The organism is Methylocaldum sp. GT1BB, assembly GCF_051027545.1.
In the GTDB taxonomy this organism is placed as follows: Bacteria; Pseudomonadota; Gammaproteobacteria; order Methylococcales; family Methylococcaceae; genus Methylocaldum.
This window is the reverse complement of the sequence record NZ_CP194902.1, coordinates 792,981-811,754: the sequence shown is the minus strand read 5'-3', so window position 1 is coordinate 811,754 and position 18,774 is coordinate 792,981. Positions and strand designations below refer to the sequence as shown.

At 56.8% G+C, this 18,774-nt stretch carries 12 protein-coding genes and 1 tRNA gene; 7 read left to right on the top strand and 6 right to left on the bottom strand.

Features of this window, described 5'->3' with window-relative positions; translation table 11 throughout:
- Positions 1–40: 40 nt before the first annotated feature.
- On the top strand, positions 41–793 hold the full coding sequence (locus ACR2TX_RS04810; protein WP_077730889.1) for a rhomboid family intramembrane serine protease: 753 nt from the start codon (positions 41–43) through the stop codon (positions 791–793).
- Positions 794–828: 35 nt separating this feature from the next.
- Here ACR2TX_RS04810 and ACR2TX_RS04805 read toward each other — a convergent pair whose 3' ends face one another.
- Entirely contained in the window at positions 829–2,310 is a 1,482-nt protein-coding gene (locus tag ACR2TX_RS04805) for a lipopolysaccharide biosynthesis protein (RefSeq protein ID WP_086133483.1), read from the bottom strand.
- 324 nt (positions 2,311–2,634) lie between these two features.
- Here ACR2TX_RS04805 and ACR2TX_RS04800 point away from each other — a divergent pair, with 324 nt between their 5' ends.
- The 6 genes from ACR2TX_RS04800 (at position 2,635) to ACR2TX_RS04775 (ending at position 10,236) form a co-directional block, all read left to right on the top strand.
- A complete protein-coding gene (locus ACR2TX_RS04800) occupies positions 2,635–5,013 on the top strand; it encodes a phosphoketolase family protein (RefSeq protein ID WP_077730891.1) in 2,379 nt (792 codons plus the stop codon).
- 70 nt (positions 5,014–5,083) lie between these two features.
- Positions 5,084–6,283: an acetate/propionate family kinase gene (locus ACR2TX_RS04795; RefSeq protein WP_434131383.1), complete on the top strand. Its 1,200-nt coding sequence runs from the start codon at positions 5,084–5,086 to the stop codon at positions 6,281–6,283.
- A 406-nt stretch (positions 6,284–6,689) separates the two neighbouring features.
- Positions 6,690–7,475: a bacterial ammonia monooxygenase, subunit AmoC gene (gene amoC, locus ACR2TX_RS04790; RefSeq protein ID WP_077732835.1), complete on the top strand. Its 786-nt coding sequence runs from the start codon at positions 6,690–6,692 to the stop codon at positions 7,473–7,475.
- 136 nt (positions 7,476–7,611) lie between these two features.
- Entirely contained in the window at positions 7,612–8,355 is a 744-nt protein-coding gene (amoA, locus tag ACR2TX_RS04785) for a bacterial ammonia monooxygenase, subunit AmoA (protein ID WP_086132856.1), read from the top strand.
- A gap of 110 nt (positions 8,356–8,465) precedes the next feature.
- Positions 8,466–9,710, top strand: coding sequence for a bacterial ammonia monooxygenase, subunit AmoB (gene amoB / locus ACR2TX_RS04780; protein WP_086132855.1), 1,245 nt, complete (start codon positions 8,466–8,468; stop codon positions 9,708–9,710).
- Positions 9,711–10,160: 450 nt separating this feature from the next.
- Positions 10,161–10,236 (top strand) — tRNA-Thr (locus ACR2TX_RS04775).
- Positions 10,237–10,270: 34 nt separating this feature from the next.
- On the opposite strand, the gene ACR2TX_RS04770 is transcribed toward ACR2TX_RS04775, so the two are convergent.
- The 5 genes from ACR2TX_RS04770 to guaD all read right to left on the bottom strand — a co-directional run bounded on the left by ACR2TX_RS04770 (position 10,271) and on the right by guaD (position 18,746).
- The gene (locus ACR2TX_RS04770; protein WP_077730720.1) at positions 10,271–11,746 is read right to left on the bottom strand and encodes a RimK family protein; all 1,476 of its coding nucleotides are present in this window, start codon (positions 11,744–11,746) and stop codon (positions 10,271–10,273) included.
- Position 11,747: 1 nt separating this feature from the next.
- Positions 11,748–12,857 (bottom strand): GNAT family N-acetyltransferase/peptidase C39 family protein, encoded by a 1,110-nt coding sequence (locus ACR2TX_RS04765; RefSeq protein WP_086134663.1) that lies wholly within the window; start codon positions 12,855–12,857, stop codon positions 11,748–11,750.
- 130 nt (positions 12,858–12,987) lie between these two features.
- Positions 12,988–14,175, bottom strand: coding sequence for a methionine adenosyltransferase (gene metK / locus ACR2TX_RS04760; protein WP_077730722.1), 1,188 nt, complete (start codon positions 14,173–14,175; stop codon positions 12,988–12,990).
- Complete coding sequence (locus ACR2TX_RS04755; protein ID WP_434131380.1) at positions 14,172–17,312, bottom strand: cation-translocating P-type ATPase; 3,141 nt, start codon at positions 17,310–17,312, stop codon at positions 14,172–14,174. The genes metK and ACR2TX_RS04755 overlap by 4 nt, the downstream gene beginning before the upstream one ends.
- 132 nt (positions 17,313–17,444) lie before the next feature.
- The gene (gene guaD / locus ACR2TX_RS04750) at positions 17,445–18,746 is read right to left on the bottom strand and encodes a guanine deaminase (protein WP_434131378.1); all 1,302 of its coding nucleotides are present in this window, start codon (positions 18,744–18,746) and stop codon (positions 17,445–17,447) included.
- Positions 18,747–18,774 lie beyond the last annotated feature (28 nt).

Genomic DNA, 18,774 nt, shown 5'->3' with positions numbered 1-18,774 from the left:
GGGTTTCCCAAATACCACTCACAAGACATGCGAGGAATCTATGTTCCCATTACGAGACGAAAATCCGATTGTCAGGAGGCCAGTGGCGACGATTGCGATAATCGGCCTGAATATCGCCAGTTGGGTTTTTGTTCAAGGCTTGGGTAACGGCGAGCCGCTGGCGTGGTCCTTGTGCAATTATGGCTTGATCCCGGGTGAGCTGTTCGATCGTGTACCGGCCGGAACCGTCATTCCCCTCGGAGAAAATCTGGGCTGCGAGCTGACCGGGGACACGTCCGTCCTGACCCTGGTGACCCATATGTTCCTCCACGGCGGGTGGTTTCACATCATCGGAAATCTCTGGTTCCTTTGGGTGTTCGGCGACAACGTCGAAGACTCGATGGGGCCGATACGGTTCGTTATTTTTTATCTCGCATGTGGCTTGGCCGCCGCCGGCGCTCAGATCTTCACCGATCCGGCTGCGGCAATACCCATGGTGGGTGCGTCCGGCGCGATCGGAGGGGTAATGGGAGCGTATGCTCGGCTCTATCCGAGGGCCAGAATAGTGACGCTGATCTTCCTCGGATTCTATGTGACTACCGTGGCTTTGCCTGCCATTGCCATGCTGGGATATTGGTTCTTCATCCAGATCGCAGGTGGACTCCCAGCCCTGCAAGAGGCTGGCGGTGGCGTGGCGTTCTGGGCACACGTGGGGGGATTTCTGGCTGGCCTGATTTTGGCTGGTCCCATGCATCGACCGGATTATCTGGCTCAGCATCTTCGGCATGCGGCGGGGCCGTATGACCGCTACTGATTTTCAGTCTGTCGACGTTCTGCCGAGAGCGAGCCTTACGCCGGCTGCCGTTTTCTGAGCATAGGGCGCATATCCACCAGGGCGACGATCAGGAGGTAAAGCCCGAGGAATGCCGTGCCGACCGTCCAGGACGTCAAGCCGCACGACTCCACCAGATCTTTGTGTCCGCCGTACAGCAATAATCCGAGCAGGAGATAGCCCACGATCTTTCCTAGCGGATAACGCACCGGGTAATAGTATTGACCGAGAGCGTAGGAAATGACGGTCATCGTGGCATAACACGCCAGCGTCGCCCAGGCCGAGCCCATGTAGCCCATGATCGGAATCCACCATATATTCAGGCCGATGGTGAGCGCGGCGCCGATCAAGGATACCCATGCCCCCATCAGGGTTCGATCGGTGAGTTTGTACCAGATCGACAGGTTGACGTAGATGCCCAGGAACAGATTGGCCAAGAGCAAAACGGGCACGACGTGAAGCCCTTCCCGGTATTCCACGCCGACGAAGTACTTGAATACGTCGATGTACAGGGTCACCACCAGGAAGATGAATACGCAGAAGATCACGAAATAATTCATCACGAGCGCATAAGCGCGCTTTGCGTCCGCCCGTCCGGCATATGCAAAAAAGAAGGGTTCGCCTGCATAACGGAAGGCCTGTATGAAGAGCGACATCAGGATCGACAGCTTGTAGCACGCGCCATAGATGCCCAGCATGCGCAGATTGGTTGCAAGATCATAGGGCAGCAGAAATTTCAGGATGGCGCGGTCGAGCATTTCGTTGACCATCCCCGCAAATCCGATCACCACCATCGGCAGAGAGTAAGCCAGCAAGCTTTTCAGGAGTCGCGAATCGAGCCCATGCCGCAAGCTTTTGAATTGCGGCAGGAGCAGCAGGAGCTTGAACGCGCTGGCCGCAAGATTTGCCAGGAAGATATAGCCGACACCGATAGCCGGATCGTACAAACGCGCTCCAAGCGAGTTCGGCCAAAGCTCCTCGGCCTTTTTGCAATAAACCAGGAAGAACAGGTTGAGTCCTATGGCGAGTACGATTTCGATCAGTTTGATGCCGGCAAAGCGCCAAGCCCGGTTTTCGGAGCGCAGTTTGGCGAACGGCAGTGCGGAGATGGAATCGAGCGCCAGAATCGCGCCGAACCACACCAGATATTCCGGATGCTCCGAATAGCGGAGCAGCGCCGCAAGCGGTTCGCGAAATACGACGATTCCGGAGACAAACGCCAGGTTCGCCAATATCAAGAAGACGAGCGCCGTCGAGTATACGGTGTCCGACCGGAGTTCTTCCCGGTTGCTGAAGCGGAAAAAGCCCGTTTCCAGGCCGAACACCAGGAGTACGGCGAAAAAGCCGGCGTAGGCATAAAACTCCGAAACGATGCCGTATTCCTGCGCCGGAAACGTATAGGTGTACAGCGGAACCAGCAGATAGTTGAGGAATCTGCCGATGATGCTGCTCAAGCCGTAGATGACGGTTTGCGAGGCAAGCTTGCGGAGAGGGTTCAAAAGTTGATGCGCCGGCGATGTTTGAAGGCCGTCATTTTATGGCGAGTCCGGATGGACGCCAAAATCGTGTGCGGTTTCTCATGCGTTCCAACCCGTGTCACGACGTTCTCGTTTAAGAGTTGCCGTTTGTGGGAAGTTTTCGCGAATTCATAGATGTTCGCGTCGGCATTTGCATGGTTTTTCGGATAAAAGTAATCAAATTATGCTCATCTAAGCTTGTCAAACTAAAATTGGTTGTTTTCGAAGCAAAGTCAATGATGAAGGCCGAGTTTTAATCGGCCTTGTTTCTTAAGTTCATCAGCTAACAAACAGCGAGGTAAGCCCATGGCGTCTTTTATCGCGGAACACCCACTCGAGGCCGACGAGCTGCAAAAACTCGATGCCTACTGGCGGGCGTGCAACTACCTTGCGGTGGGCATGATTTATCTGAAGGACAATCCTCTGCTGAAAGAGCCTTTGCAGCCGGGGCATATCAAAAAACGCTTGCTCGGTCATTGGGGCTCCAGTCCCGGCTTGAGTTTCAGCTACGTTCATCTCAATCGCCTAATCAATAAGTACGATCTTGATGCGATTTTCATCACCGGCCCCGGTCATGGAGCGCCAGGCGTATTGGCGCCGGTTTATCTCGAGGGTACGTACTCCGAAATCTATCCGAATAAAAATGAAGACGAAGAGGGGATGCGTCTGTTCTTCAGGGAATTCTCGTTTCCAGGCGGAATCGGCAGCCATTGCACGCCGGAAATGCCGGGATCGATCCATGAAGGGGGAGAGTTAGGTTACAGCATTTCCCATGCCTTCGGTGCGGCGTTCGATAACCCCGATCTCTTGGTTACCGTAATGGTCGGCGATGGCGAGGCAGAAACCGCAGCTCTCGCAGCCTCCTGGCATTCGAATAAATTCCTCAATCCGGTTCGGGACGGTGCGGTACTGCCGATCCTCCACCTCAATGGATATAAGATCAATAATCCGACCGTCCTGGCGCGCATTTCCCATGAGGAACTGGAGCAGCTGTTCGCGGGATATGGATGGACGCCCTATTTTGTCGAGGGCAGCGATCCGGAAACCATGCATCAAGCGATGGCGGCTACTTTAGAACATTGCGTGCTCGAAATTCGTCGGATTCGGCAGGAAGCCCGCCAGGGCGGTGGCCTGAGCCGCCCGCGGTGGCCTATGATCGTGCTGCGCAGCCCGAAGGGGTGGACAGGACCCAAGACGGTCGACGGCCACAAAATAGAAGGTTTCTGGCGTTCGCACCAAGTGCCGCTCGCAGGAGTCGCCCAGAATCCGGAGCACCTCAAGATGCTCGAAGAATGGATGCGAAGTTATGAGCCGGAGAAACTGTTCGATGCCACCGGCCGCCTCGTTCCCGAGTTGAAGGCTCTGGCTCCCAGGGGGAATCGGCGCATGAGCGCCAATCCCCATGCCAATGGTGGCTTGCTCCGTAAAGCTTTAAGGATGCCCGATTTTCGCGATTATGCGGTCGAGGTGCCGAAACCTGGTTCCGTGGAGTCGGAAAATACGCGGCCCCTCGGACGCTTTTTGCGCGACATTCTGGCGCTAAATCCTAGTAACTTCCGGGTATTCGGTCCGGACGAGACCACTTCCAACAAGCTGGATGATGTGTACGAAGCCAGCAAAAAAATGTGGCTGGCCGACTACTTGCCGGAGGACGCCGACGGCGGCGAATTATCGCCGGAGGGGCGTGTTATGGAAATGTTGTCGGAGCACACGCTGGAGGGCTGGCTCGAGGGCTATCTGCTTACCGGGCGGCACGGATTCTTCTCGACCTATGAGGCCTTCGTCCACGTGATCGACTCGATGTTCAACCAGTTCGCAAAATGGCTGGATATCGCCAACGACATCCCCTGGCGCGCTCCCGTATCTTCCCTGAACCTCTTGATCACCTCTACCGTATGGCGACAGGATCATAACGGCTTCACTCATCAGGATCCGGGGTTTCTCGATCTCGTGGTCAACAAGAGCCCCGAAGTGACCCGTATTTACCTGCCCCCCGACGTCAATACGCTCCTATGCGTGGCGGACCATTGCCTCCGAAGTACCTATAACGTCAACGTGATTGTTTCGGACAAACAGAAGCATTTGCAGTATTTGGACATGGAAGCAGCGATAAAGCATTGCATCAAGGGCCTGGGAATCTGGGATTGGGCGAGCAACGACCAGGGTTCGGAGCCGGATGTCGTCATGGTGGGTTGCGGCGACATCCCAACGAAAGAGGCGCTAGCGGCTGTCATGCTCCTGCGCGAGCACTTCCCGACATTGAAGATCCGTTTCATCAATGTGGTCGATTTGTTCAAGCTGCAGCCTGCAAGCGAACACCCCCACGGCCTTAACGACCGCGATTTCGACAGTCTCTTCACCTTGGATAAGCCGATTATTTTCAATTTCCACGGGTATCCGTGGCTGATCCATCGCCTCTCTTACAGAAGAACCAATCATAAGAACCTGCACGTGCGAGGGTATAAAGAAAAAGGAAATATCAATACCCCGCTGGAATTGGCCATCGAGAACGAAATCGACCGTTTCAGCCTGGCGATCGATGTGATTAATCGCGTGCCGGGGCTGTTGGTTGCGGGCGCCCATGTCAAGGAAAAGCTTCGCGACATGCAGATCGAGTGCAGCAATTATGCGTATGAGCACGGTGTGGACAAGCCGGAGTTCGCCAATTGGACATGGCCTCAATAATGAGCGAGCGACGATGGCGCGGCCCGGAAAGGATTTCGTAGACGCACTCCCACAAGCTGGCTGAGAACTCATGCAGAGGAAGCTTTTGGTCCTCAACTCGGGTAGTTCGTCCGTAAAGTATCGGTTGTTTGATCTGAGTGACGAACGTGTCCTGCTGTCAGGCATTATCGAACGAATTGGAGAGACTCACACTTCTTCGCCTGAAGATGGTGGTGAGGGGCATGGATTCGCTGACCACCGTCAAGCCTTTGCCGAAGTGATGCGGAGGCTCGACGAGTCTGGCGAGTTGCCGGACCCGAACGAGCTTTTTGCAATCGGCCACCGTGTGGTGCACGGAGGGGAGACTTTCCGTTCCGCTGTCGTCGTCGACGATTCGGTCATGGCGGCGATTCGAGCGGCTGTTCCGCTCGCGCCTCTCCATAATCCGCCAAATTTGCTGGGCATTGAGGTTTGCCGCGCACTCTGGCCAGGCGTGCCTCAGGTCGCTGTGTTCGATACGGCCTTTCACCAATCCATGCCGCCTCACGCCTACCATTACGCGCTGCCGAAAAAATTTTATCGGGACGATCGAATACGCCGGTACGGGTTTCACGGAACCTCGTTCGCGTACGTCACGAAACGAGCCGCCGCCCATCTGGGGCGACCGCCGGAGTCGTGCAACTTCATCGCGTTGCACTTGGGTAATGGGGCGAGCGCTACAGCCATTAAGCACGGCCGTAGCGTCGATACATCGATGGGCATGACGCCTTTGGCGGGCTTAATCATGGGTACGCGGTGCGGCGACATCGATCCCGGCATCGTCCTCCATTTGATGAACTCCCGCAATTATTCAGCGAGAGACATAGAGTGCCTTCTAAGCAGGAACGCCGGGCTCAAGGCGCTCGTCGGGGCGAATGATATGCGCGAAATTTTGCGGCGTGCTGCGGTCGGCGGCGAAGACGCCCGGTTGGCCGTCGAAATGTACTGTTACGCGATCAAAAAATACATCGGGGGCTACTTGGCTGTGCTGGGTAACATCGATGCGTTGATCTTTACGGGCGGTATCGGTGAGCATGCCGCTCCCATCCGCTACAAAATCTGCTCGGGTCTAGAGCCGTTCGGAATCGTGATCGATGTACGCAAAAACGCAATGGACGCGTCTGAAACGTCGGAGCTGCAAGCCTCCCATAGTCGAGCCAAAATCCTAATCGTGCCGACAGACGAGGAGCTGGAAATCGCCCGCGAGGCCGCGGAAGTGATTGATGCTCGGTCCGTCGGTTCAATCGAATAGTCTCGGAAAACCATTGGTACGTGTTTTTTCACTCCTTTGCGGCTTCTTCCATTTCTTTTGGTACTGAGCTTTCGTGTTCTCTGAATTCCGGGCGGCAGGCTCGTTTGGAGTGCCCATTCCTGGCCTTTCTGCAAGAGCGCGAACGCGTGCCAGTCTCTTTTCTGTGTGTGTGCTTTTGCCCTGATTTATCGCGGCCTCAGAGCTCCAGTCGGAAAGGCAGTAGGAATCGTCGGATATAGCCTTGACAAGGCATGAATGAGTGATAGACTGCAACGCACCCTAGGAGTGGGGCATTTTGTCGCAGGGGCCCTTGGGCCAGGGGCAAGAATGAAGAAGACAAGGATGCACGACGAGGTAGCGGGGCGGCGACGCACCGCGAATGAGTACTAACTTTGGAGGTAAAACTATGGCTGCAACAACAGTTGGTGGCGTAGCAGCGCAAGACAAGCCGCTTTTGGACATGAAGTGGCTGACCTTTGCGTTCATGCTGTACACGGTCTTTTATATGTGGGTTCGGTGGTATGAAGGGGTCTACGGCTGGTCCGCCGGTCTGGATTCGTTCGCACCGGAATTCGAGACGTACTGGATGAACTTCCTGTACACCGAAATCGTACTGGAAGTGGTCACCGCCTCGATTCTGTGGGGCTACCTGTGGAAGACCCGTGACCGCAACCTGGCGGCACTGGCGCCGCGGGAAGAACTGCGCCGGAACATGACGCACCTGATTTGGCTGTTTGCGTATGCATGGGCCATTTACTGGGGTGCGAGCTACTTCACCGAGCAGGACGGCACCTGGCACCAGACGATTGTTCGCGACACCGACTTCACGCCGTCGCACATCATCGAGTTCTACCTGAGCTATCCGATCTACATCATCACGGGTGGTGGCGCGTTCCTGTATGCGCATACCCGCCTGCCGCACTTTTCGGCTTCGAAAGGCTTGTCGCTGGCGTACCTGATTCTGTGGACCGGTCCGTTCATGATTCTGCCGAACGTTGGCTTGAACGAATGGGGTCACACCTTCTGGTTTATGGAAGAGTTGTTCGTAGCGCCCTTGCACTACGGCTTCGTGATCTTCGGCTGGCTGGCATTGGCCATCATGGGCGTGTTGCTGCAGGTGTTTGCGAGCTTCTCGAACCTGATGGGCAAGGAAATCTGTGAAGCGGTGGATCAAGGTCTGATCGCGAAATAAGTTTGGATGGGTTGCGGCGGGGCGGCGACGGTAACCACCGATCGGCGCGGCCGCTGCGACCGGCACTGGACGTGACGATGACCACCCGGCGGGCGGTCATCTAAAACGACAATAAATGAACTTTTGGAGGTAACTCATGAGCGCACTTCAATCTGCGGTTCGGTCTCATGCCGAAGCAGTGCAAGTCTCCAGGACCATTGACTACCTGGGGATCTTCATTTTCTTCTTTGTAGTGTGTGGTTCGTATCACATTCACGCCATGTTGACCATGGGTGACTGGGACTTCTGGTCGGACTGGAAAGACCGTCGTCTGTGGGTCACGGTGACCCCGATCGTGTTGGTGACCTTCCCGGCGGCGATCCAGGCGTGGGCCTGGGAAAAGTTCCGCAACCCCTGGGGCGCGACCATCGCGGTGTTGGCGTTGCTGTTTGGTGAATGGGTCAACCGCTACTTCAACTTCTGGGGCTGGACCTACTTCCCCATCAACTTCGTATTCCCGGCGGTTCTGGTTCCGGGTGCGATTTTGCTCGACACCTTCCTGATGCTTTCGGGCAGCTACCTGTTCACGGCGATCGTGGGCGGTATGGCGTGGGGTCTGGTGTTCTATCCGGGCAACTGGCCGATGATTGCGCCGCTGCACGTGCCGGTGGAATACAACGGCATGCTGATGTCGATTGCCGACATTCAGGGTTACAACTATGTCCGTACCGGTACCCCCGAGTACATCCGCATGGTTGAAAAAGGCACCCTGCGTACCTTCGGTAAGGACGTAGCGCCGGTATCGGCTTTCTTCTCGGCGTTCATGTCGATCCTGATCTACTTCATGTGGCACTTTGTGGGCCGTTGGTTCTCGACCATTCGGTTCTTGAAGCAGACCTAATCGGGACCGGAATCGGACGTACAAGCAAAACGCACCCAGCCTTTGAAGCGCCCTGACGCGGGGGCTTGAGAGGCGGGTACAACAGAATAGACTCGAGAGAGGAAGAACCTATGAAACTACTCAAAGACAGGATCGCCAAGTGGTCCATGGTCGGTTTGCTGGCCACGTTTGCCGCGACCAGCTTCTACGCGCCGAGCGCCTCGGCCCACGGTGAGAAATCGCAGGCGGCGTTCATGCGTATGCGTACCATCCACTGGTACGATCTGAACTGGTCGAAAGAGAAGGTGAAGGTCAACGACACCGTCGAAATCACCGGTAAATTCCACGTGTTCGAAGGCTGGCCGGAAACGGTCGCCGAGCCCGATACCGCGTTCTTGAACATCGGTATTCCGGGTCCGGTCTTCATCCGCAAAGAATCGTACATCGGTGGCCAGTTGGTGCCGCGTTCGGTGCGCTTGGAGATCGGCAAGACCTACGAGTTCAAAGTTGTGTTGAAAGCGCGCCGTCCGGGTGACTGGCACGTGCACACCATGATGAACGTCGAAGGCGGTGGTCCGATCATCGGCCCCGGCAAGTGGATCACGATCGAAGGCTCCATGAGCGAATTCAAGAACCCGGTGACCACCCTGACCGGTCAGACCGTGGATCTGGAGACCTACAACGAAGGCAACACCTACTTCTGGCACTTCTTCTGGTACGCCATTGGCGTCGCCTGGATCGTGTACTGGGTCCGTCGTCCGGCCTTCTTGCCGCGCTACCTGATGGTGGAAGCGGGCCGTGCGGACGAGCTGGTCTCGGCGGGTGACAAGAAAGTGGCGATGGGCTTTGCCGCGGCGACGATCCTGATCGTGATCTTCGCGATGTCGAGCGCCAACAGCAAATACCCGATCACCATTCCGTTGCAGGCCGGCACCATGAGAGGCATTCAGCCGATCGAAATGCCGAAGTCGACGATTTCGGTGAAGGTTGCCGACGCCACCTACCGGGTACCGGGCCGTGCGATGCGCATGAAGCTCACCGTCACCAACAACGGCAACAAGCCGGTGCGGTTGGGTGAGTTCTACACCGCGTCGGTGCGTTTCCTGGACAGCGATGTCTACCGCGACACCACCGGTTATCCGGAAGACCTGTTGGCGGACGATGGGCTTGAAGTGAGCGACAACAGCCCGCTGCAGCCGGGTGAGACGCGGACGATTGACGTTACCGCCAGCGATGCGGCGTGGGAAGTCTATCGTTTGTCCGACATCATCTACGATCCGGACAGCCGCTTTGCCGGTCTGTTGTTCTTCTTTGACGATGCGGGCGGCCGTCAGGTCACCCAGATCGACGCTCCGCTGATCCCGTCCTTCATGTAAGACCAAGGGGGCGCCGGGTCCCGGCGCCCTCGAGGCTTTACGACCGACGGTCGGCACTGAAAAGCCCTCCTTCTCTGAAGGAGGGCTTTTTTCTTTGTTTAGATCGGAGATTAATTCGGATCTCGGTGCGCTGTGTGCGGCCTAGAGAGCTTATGACGCGGAAGGTGGCTTATTTGGGCCCAGCTGATTATCCCTCTATATTATTATGAGGGCAGGGTGTTCCCCTTAAGACTATAGGTTCCTATATCTCGGTGGGTCATAGGTTTCGCATCGCTTGTGCCGGTTACCGGCTAAATGCTTCCGAATGATGCCCACGCTAGCGCCGAAAATGTACCAGCCGGTAATTTACCTAAATTTTACTCACTACAGAGCCAGAATGAACTGAAGACAACCTTCAACTCCTTTCCGGCTTCTAGTGATATAATTTATGCCGTTTTATCCATATCCATTGCTGGCGTAGCTCAGTCGGTAGAGCAGCTGATTTGTAATCAGCCGGTCGGGGGTTCGAATCCTCTCGCCAGCTCCATTTCGCTATCCATTGCCTTGAATCCGGGTATCGCTCAGCGGCTCTCGCGACGGATATCTAAGCGGCGTACGAATTCGCCGATGATGATTTGATAGAGTCTGTCACCGAGGACGTGATCCTCGATGCCGGCATCGATGTTCGGGTTATCGTTAATTTCGATCACGTAGACACCGTTCTCGGTTTGTTTGAGATCGACTCCGTAAAGACCGTCCCCGATCAGTTTGGCGATGGCCAGCGCGGTATCGACGACAGCGCTAGGGGTCTCTTCGATTGGTAAAGTCCGAAAGTTTCCCTCTACGGCCTTCCCGGACGACCGGTGCCTGACGACTTGCCAATGCGCACGAGACATGTAGTACTGGCAGGCGAACAAGGGTTGTCCATTGAGTATGCCCACTCTCCAGTCGAACGACGTATAAACGAATTCTTGGGCGAGGATCAGATCGGATTCCTTGAACAGTTTTTGCGAAAGTGTTCTAAATTCACGCTCGTCATCGGCTTTGTATACGCCCCGAGAAAACGAGCCGTCCGGGATCTTAAGGACGACGGGGTAGCCGATGTTGCCATTCATCGATTCGACGTGCCCCTTTTGGAGAATTTTGCTTTTCGGTGTGGGAATGTGGTGCGCGTCCATTAGTTCGGCCAAATAGACCTTGTTGGCGCACTTCAGGATGGAATCGGGATCATCTATGACCACCATGCCTTCAATCTGCGCTTTTCTCGCGAAGCGATAGGTGTAGTGATCAATATTGGTGGTTTCGCGAATAAATAGAGCGTCGTATTCCGCCAAGCGCTCGTAATCTCTCTTCTCGATCAGTTCGACATCGACCCCTTGTTTTTTTCCGGCTTTGACGAGCTTTTGCAAAGCGCCGGCATTGGAAGGCGGCATGTTCTCGGCGGGATTACGCAGCACCGCCAGATCATAGCGCGACGTGCTCCTGGCGCGGGGCCTCCGCCATGGTTTCGCGAGGTAGCTGTTCAGTCCGTCGATGAAAAGTTGCCGGTTCGGTTCGCACATCGAGCTCGTGAGGTGCATCGGCTTTACGGTGTCTATATGCCACTTGCCTTGATAGCGGAACTCGACTTTAAGCAACGGACATTGAAATAGATCGAAGATCTGCCGGGAAAGGTCCTGCATATTCGGATCTTCGCAGCGACCGAAAAAAATCGGAAGCTCGAAGGTCTCATCGATTTTGCTCTCGCGCTTCTTGAAGCGTTTCTGGATTATGCCGTTGAGATCCTCGATGTTAAGGCTGTAAATGGATTTACTGCTGAGGCTGGTGAGGGTTCTCACGGTTGGAATGACCCGATGGCTGCGCGGCTCCGCCAGCAAAGAGCAAAAATACCCCATGCTTAAGTAACGATAACTGCGGCACAAATTGATGACGCGGACATCCTTCGTTTTTAGGTACTCGGCCTTCGATAAATAATCGCAGGCTGCAACCACGGGCACGCGCGGATAGTCCGGCTGCCAGTCCTTTAGACTCTCGACAACGACGATGTGGACGGACATATCAGTGGCGCCGGCGCGACTTTGATTTGCGAAGGATCAGTACAGACTTTTGTCCGGTTTTTCCGTAGCGGGCCATGCGTTGAAAATCGGTCTTGAGAATGGGCATGTTGATGCAGTCGGTGGCTGTCTTTCCGGCTGAATAATCGACATAGGGATCGTGCACGTAAAAATAATGTTCGTCGAAGCCTGTCACCACGATCCAGTGGGGAAACTTTTCCTGATAAAGACGATAGGAACTGATCAGCACAACCGGTATGCCGCCTTGCTCCATTTTTTCCTGCAACTCATTGCAGTTGAGGGCGGCATACACGATCTTGACCGGTAGTCTTTTCAGTTCATCCAAAAAATCCTCCTGTACGACCTGCATCACCACCCGTTTCTCTGGATCACGTACCGAGGTAATGAAAAGTGCGCCTTCATCATTGACATAAACCTCGACATCGAACCCGCGGTGAAACGCCGAAAGCGCGAGTCCATAAGGCCCGCACCCGCCGTGCCCGGAGGTCATGAAAACAGTGGTCGATTCGCGCCATAGCCGCAACTCGAGTTTTCGGTCCAGCTCTACATCGGATTGCAGGGTCTTCATGGCCATCATCAGGGATGCCGGACCGCAGGTGAAATCGAGAGTCTGCTGGTAATACGGCACCCGAGCCAGTTCCGGATTCAAATGAGGTGCCAGCATTTTCTCGAACCGCAAGGCCGAGGCGTGGTCTTCGTAGTAGTCGGGAACGCTTTCCAGATAACGATAGCCGAGATTTTCAAACAGTTTGATCGAAGGTCGATTATCGCGCCGAACTTCGAGCCGCAAGGTCACGCATTCGCGGTCCAGGGCCAATTCTTCGGAGGCTATTACCAGAGTCCGGCCTATGCCCTGGCTGCGATACGGCGGGTCGACCGCGTAGGAATACAGGCGCGCCAGCGAGGTGCCGGTATGGAATAGCACCATCGAATATCCGCGAATCACCCCTTCATGATCATCCACGAGGGTCGCCGCATTCGCCTTGGTAAGGAGATACCGGAAGTTGCGCCGGGAAATACGGTCCGTATCGAAACATCGGTCTTCGATCCGAACGAGGGCGTCCAGATCGTCCAAGTTGGCTGCGCGAATCATCAACGGTAGTGGGGGATAGGTGTCGGAAAAGATACTAGGCAGTTGTATGCCGACATCTTACCCGAAAATAGGTGGGCATTGTGCTCGCGGGGTCAAGCGCGGGAACAAGCCTGCGCTTGTCTGATGCCGATCAGCGGAGCTTGCTCTCGATATCAATGCGTTCCCAAGGCAGTTCGGTGAATGACGCGCCCATGTGGCCGTGTGCCGGTAGCATCCGGTAAAACATCCCTTTGTATTGCGCGGGCAAGTAGCGAAGTCCGAATTTCCGGATGATCGCTCCTAGCCGGAAATCGATGCATTCTTCGAGTCTGTTCTTGATCGTATTTTCGTCGACGCTGCCGGTACCGAATGCCGACACTTGAATGCTGACCGGCCTGGACTGCCCGATCGTGTAGCTCAGCTGGACTTCGCATTCGTCGGCGAGCCCGGCCGCTACAACGTTTTTGGCGGCGTAGCGTGCGGCATAGGCGCCGACGCGGTCGATACGGCAGGGGTCTTTGCCGGACAAGGCCGATCCGGAATGCCGCGCGTAACCGCCGTAGGTATCACTCGCTGTCTTTCGTCCGGTCATGCCCGAGTGTGCGGCGGGGCCGCTTTTCGGGAAAGTGCCGCGCGGATTGATGAAGATGTCTGTCTGATCGTCCGGCCGAATCGATTCGTTCGCAAAAGCGGGATTGATAACGTGGTCGAGAAGATCGGCGCGAAGCTGGGCTGCGTCGATTTGATCGCCCCCATGAGGCCCCGCGATCAGGGTAATGCTGTGAATCCTGTTCGGTCTGCCGCTTTCGAATTCCACGCCGACCTGCGTGGTACAGTCGGGCGATAAGTAGGAAACGGTTTTGTTCTCGCGCGCCACGGTCAGTTGCCGGGCCAAGCGGTTGGCCATGGTAATCGGAAACGGCATCAGCTCGGTCGTTTGATTGCAGGCGAAACCGAACTGAGTGATTTGATTGCGGACGGTGATTCGGTCGAGCTCCTTGTCGGTCAATTCCCGCTCGTCCCATTCATACCGTTGATCGAGAGGTTGCGCCATAAGGCTGGTGACCACGGTGCATTCGGCGGCGTTGAAATCTTCCTTGCGATAACCGACCGCGCCGACAACCTGCCGCGCCAGATCCGGAATGTCCACGGTCGCTTTCGAAGCAAAGCGGGCGGCGACGAACACGATTCCTTTCGACAAGGCGCATTCGGTCACGATATGAGAGTAAGGATCCTGCTGGAGAAACCGGTCAACAATCGCGTCGCTGATGGTGTCGCATAACCGATCGGGGTGCCCTTCGGCCACCGATTCCGAAGTGAACAAAAAGCTCTTTTTCATGATCGCCGCTCCTTTTGTTGCGAGTCGGTTTTTAACCGTTTAATCCCCTCATTGATTAAAAACGGCGTGGTTGCTCCGGCCCCGATCGCGACCCAATCGAGGGCGCCGATGGGCGAAAGTCGGAGCAAATTGCGCAACGGAGGCAAAAAGGCCGCGCCGATTTGAAGAGCGGCTGAACCGAACAAAGCCGCACTCAATAGCCGGTTGGTTGGCCGTTTCTCCCTATCGAACACGCCGGTGCGCTCGGACCGGCAACTGATGGCGTGGAGCAACTGACCGAGCGTGATAGTCATAAAGGCGCCGGTGCCCGCTTTTGGCCCCAAGCCATACCGGGCAACGCTATATCCGTAAACAGCCATGGCGCCGCCGGAGAGAAGCAGTGATTCACGCATCAATCTGGCGGCATCGGAGCGGCGGATGATTGGCTCGGTTGGGCTGCGGGGCGCCTGTTTCAGCACGTCCTGCTCGGGCGGCTCGAGCGCCAATCCGAGGCCGGGCAGGATGTCGGTCAATAGGTTGATCCACAGCAGTTGGATCGGGTTCAGCACTTCGCCGGCACCAAGCGCCGTGCCGATCAGCATGATCTCGACTTCGCTCAAGTTGCTGGAAAGCAGGAAATGCAGGCTCTTTCGGATGTTCAAGTAAATCGTTCGTCCCTGCTCAACGGCAGCGATCATGGTGTGCAGATTGTCGTCTTCCAGAACGATGTCGGCGACGGACCGCGCCACCTCGGCGCCCCCACCGCCAAGCGCCACGCCCACGTCGGCTGCCTTTAAAGCAGGGCCGTCGTTGACGCCGTCGCCGGTCATCGCTACGACGTGTCCGGCCTTTTGAAGCGCCTGGACGATGCGGAGCTTGTGCGCCGGGCTGACCCGCGCGAACACTGTCGTATCATTCACGATGCCCGCGAGCAGGTCGGGGTCGAGTTTGTCCAGGCTGGTGGAGTCGATGATTTCGAGAGCCTTAACGCCGTTCAGCCCCAAGCGTTTGCCGACGGAGAAGGCTGTGGCGCTCTGATCGCCAGTAATCATTACGGTACTGATTCCGGCTCCATGGAATTTGGCCATGAGTTCGGCCATCCCGGGGCGGACCGTGTCTTCCATCCCTATCAATCCTAGCCAGACCAGGTTTTGGCTTACGGATGCGGTGCCAATATCTTCGGAATATCCGAAGGCGACGCCCAGAACCCTCAACGCGCGGCCGGCCAAGCCTTCGTTCTGTGTCATGATCGCCGCACACTGCGTTTCGTCAAGCTCTACGTACTCGCCGTCGCGGAGCCCGTGCGTGCACAGCCCGAGCACGTCGGTCGGACTGCCCTTGACCGCGACCAGGTGTTTTCCATCAGTGTTCTTGTGAACGGTGACCATATACGGACGATCCTCCGCCCGATGTACCGTCTTGACGAGCGGATGCCGTGCCCGCAGTGCCTTGAAGTCCTCGCCCGCGTCCAGTGCGATCTCCACCAAAGCCGATTCGGTCGGTGTTCCGTCGAGCTGGCGCCCGCTGCCGTTTTCGACCAGCTTGACTTCGCTGCACAGGCATACGATCTGGAACAGGCGTTCGAGGTCATTCTGCTCAGCCAGATCGAACGGTTCTCCGTTCATCAGCAACCTGCCGTTCGTGCGAGTGACGGAGATTGCAGGCATTTCGATCGTGACGGCCCGCATCCGGTTCTCGGTTAGCGTGCCGGTTTTATCGAGGCAAAGGGTCCTCACCGAACCGAGGCTTTCCACGGCGGGCAGCTGACGGACCAGCACGTGGTGGCGCTGCATTCGCCGTATGCCGAGGGCCAGGGTGGTGGTCGCCACCGCCGGCAAGCCTTCCGGAACGGCCGCGACGGCCAGAGATATCGAGGACTTCAACATTTGCAGCCAGGCGAACCCGCGCAGCAGGCCGAGGCCGAACATCGCCGCGCAGATACCGCCCGAAAACAGCGCGAGCTGGGTGCCCATATGGTCCAATTGGCGCTGCAACGGCGTCTCCGGCGGTTTGACCGATCCAACCAGGGATTGGATCACGCCGATTTCGGTGTGGCGGCCGGTCGACACCGCTACGGCCGTCCCGCTGCCGCCGGTGACGACGGTGCCGCGATGAACCATATTCTTGCGATCGGCCAGAGGGGCGTCCGCAGGAGCCAGATAGTTGTGGTGTTTGCCGACGGGAAGGCTTTCGCCGGTCAGCGCCGATTCGTCGACAGTCAACCGGTTGCTGGCGATCAGACGTGCGTCTGCCGCTACAAACGATCCCGGCTCGAGCACCAGAATGTCGCCTGGCACGACGTTTTCGACCGCTATTTCCGTCTTTTCCCCATCCCGAATGGCAAGCGCCCGGGTTGGTGTCAGCTTGGCCAGCGAACCGATGATTTTTTCCGCTTCACTTTCGGTGAAATAGCCGATGCCGGCATTGATCAACACGACGCTCAGGATGGCTAGAGCATCCGCGACGCCTCCGGTGGCGATGGAAATTACCGCCGACACGCCGAGCAACGCGACCGGCGGACTCATGAGTTGTCCCGCAAACATCGCCATGGCCGAGCGGGGTTTTTGCTGGCTCAAGGTATTCGGTCCGTGACGAAGAAGACGCGCCGCGGCAAGCTTTCCGGTCAAGCCGTCCGGTCCGGACCCCAGGGCCGTCAGCACCTCTTCGTCCTCGATTGCGTGCCAGACTCGCTTGCGGGAGGGGGCCTCTAAATCCGGATTCTCGACGATTTGGAGTGGCGGTTTTCCAAAAGCAGCCCTCCGGGCTTTCCAAAAGCCGATCTTGAGCGCATTGGAGTGCCTCGTGCCCTGGTGTCCGACTTTCGTCCGGGGTCCGCCGATCGCGGCATTGGTTTTCCAGTGTCTACGGGCACAAAGTTCGAGCTCGTCGATGATGAGGGCAATCGGCAGATCCAGTCTGAACCGGACCAAGGCGCTTCCGGTAAGCGGATTGGCGCTGACCGAGTCGAGCCACCGGCTCTTGGCCGGAAGTTCTTCAAGCGCCTTCTTCATGATTTCCGAGCGATAGAGTCCACGAACCTTGACCCGGATTCGCCCGGGAGCCCCGCGATGGGCAAGCGTGATCAAGATCGGTCCGACAGGGCTCGAATGGGAGGAATGATTTTGGCGGCGGGCGCTTTGATCGAACGTATCTTTCATCGGAAAAGCCGTTCCGCGACGGGGGATGACGGGCACCTGTCGCGATGAAAAGTTACTATGCTTCTGCGTATCCGGTCTCGGACGTCAAAAATGAGCTTACCTTAGCGTGGTTACCAAAATGTGACCCTGCGGCTACGATCCGTTACGGGATGCAGCCATATGCCCATGAACGTAGGTCGACGCTATGTGCCGCTCATCCGCCAGTTGCAATAGGGAGAACAGCTGCTCTACGGCGTTTTCGCAGCGACTTAGTCGGGCAGCGAGGTATTGGTCCTCTTCGTAATCGAGCACAAAAAAATCGGCGCTCTTGCCCGGCTCGAAGTTTCCCGCTTCACTCTCAAGCCCGAGTGCCTTTGCCCCGCCCAGGGTCGCGAGATAGAGCAACTGATCGGCATTCAAGCAGAAGTCCTGCAACTGCTGCACTTTATAAGTTTCGGATAGTTCCCGCCACACGGAGAACTGCGTACCGGCACCGATATCCGTGCCTACGGCTACTCGAATGCCGCGCCGTAAATGTCGCCGTAATGGAAACAAGCCGCTCCCGAGATAGGAATTGCTGGTGGGGCAGTGGCACACGGTGCAGTCCGTCTCGGCCATCCGATCCATTTCCGGTTCCGTGGTGTAGATACTGTGCGCCAGCACCGTGCGTTCGGTGATGAGCCCGAAGCTATCGTAAACGTCCAGGTAGTCCCGCCTTTGGGGGAATGCGGTACGCACCGCGGCAATTTCTTCGCGCGTTTCGTTGATGTGGGTCTGGAGGTAGCTTTCCGGGTGGCTTCTCAGCAGCGAACCGCACAGCTCCAGCAACTCGGGTGAGCACGACAGCGCGAACCTGGGCGTAACGGCATAGTGGAGCCGTGGGGCGTGCCGGCACAATCCGATGAGCTTTTCGATCGAATTGACAGACTGTTCCGCCGTTTGCAGCAGCATCGGCGGTGCGTTCCGGTCCATCAAGGTCATGCCGGCAATCAGGCGAATGCCGGATCGTTCGGCCGCCTCGAATAGTGCGAGGTTTGCGTCGTAGAACTGAGAGCCGAACACCATGGCGGTGGTCGTTCCGCAGGTTAACAGGCGCTCGATGAATTGTTCCGCCGCCGCCCTGGCAAAGGATTCGTCGGCAAAGCGAGCCTCGGCCGGATAGACGGTGTTCTCCAGCCAGTCCAGCAAACCGTTTCCGAATCCGGCGGTCGCGTAGAACTGAGGGAAATGCAGATGTGCATCGATCAGGCCGGGGATGAGCCAAGCATCGCCATGGTCGACAAGCTCGCTCTCCGGAAAGGCGTCGAGCACGGCATCGCGTTCTCCGAGCAAGGCAACTCGGCCCGATGGGTCTATCGCCAACGCGCCTCGCTCGATGATTTCCAGAGTGTTTTCTCCGGCAAACGGATCGCCCCTCAAATGGGCGACCGTGCCGGCGTGTATCGTATCGGTCATCGCTGGCGTACCGACTCTTTGCCTCGTG

What these genes read in the sequence shown, in the direction of transcription:
- ACR2TX_RS04810 (WP_077730889.1), top strand. Translation starts at nt 41, where the DNA reads ATGTTCCCATTACGAGACGAAAATCCGATTGTCAGGAGGCCAGTGGCG.
- ACR2TX_RS04800 (WP_077730891.1), top strand. Translation starts at nt 2,635, where the DNA reads ATGGCGTCTTTTATCGCGGAACACCCACTCGAGGCCGACGAGCTGCAA.
- ACR2TX_RS04795 (WP_434131383.1), top strand. Translation starts at nt 5,084, where the DNA reads ATGCAGAGGAAGCTTTTGGTCCTCAACTCGGGTAGTTCGTCCGTAAAG.
- amoC (WP_077732835.1), top strand. Translation starts at nt 6,690, where the DNA reads ATGGCTGCAACAACAGTTGGTGGCGTAGCAGCGCAAGACAAGCCGCTT.
- amoA (WP_086132856.1), top strand. Translation starts at nt 7,612, where the DNA reads ATGAGCGCACTTCAATCTGCGGTTCGGTCTCATGCCGAAGCAGTGCAA.
- amoB (WP_086132855.1), top strand. Translation starts at nt 8,466, where the DNA reads ATGAAACTACTCAAAGACAGGATCGCCAAGTGGTCCATGGTCGGTTTG.
- ACR2TX_RS04770 (WP_077730720.1), bottom strand. Translation starts at nt 11,746, where the DNA reads ATGTCCGTCCACATCGTCGTTGTCGAGAGTCTAAAGGACTGGCAGCCG.
- ACR2TX_RS04765 (WP_086134663.1), bottom strand. Translation starts at nt 12,857, where the DNA reads ATGATTCGCGCAGCCAACTTGGACGATCTGGACGCCCTCGTTCGGATC.
- metK (WP_077730722.1), bottom strand. Translation starts at nt 14,175, where the DNA reads ATGAAAAAGAGCTTTTTGTTCACTTCGGAATCGGTGGCCGAAGGGCAC.
- ACR2TX_RS04755 (WP_434131380.1), bottom strand. Translation starts at nt 17,312, where the DNA reads ATGAAAGATACGTTCGATCAAAGCGCCCGCCGCCAAAATCATTCCTCC.
- guaD (WP_434131378.1), bottom strand. Translation starts at nt 18,746, where the DNA reads ATGACCGATACGATACACGCCGGCACGGTCGCCCATTTGAGGGGCGAT.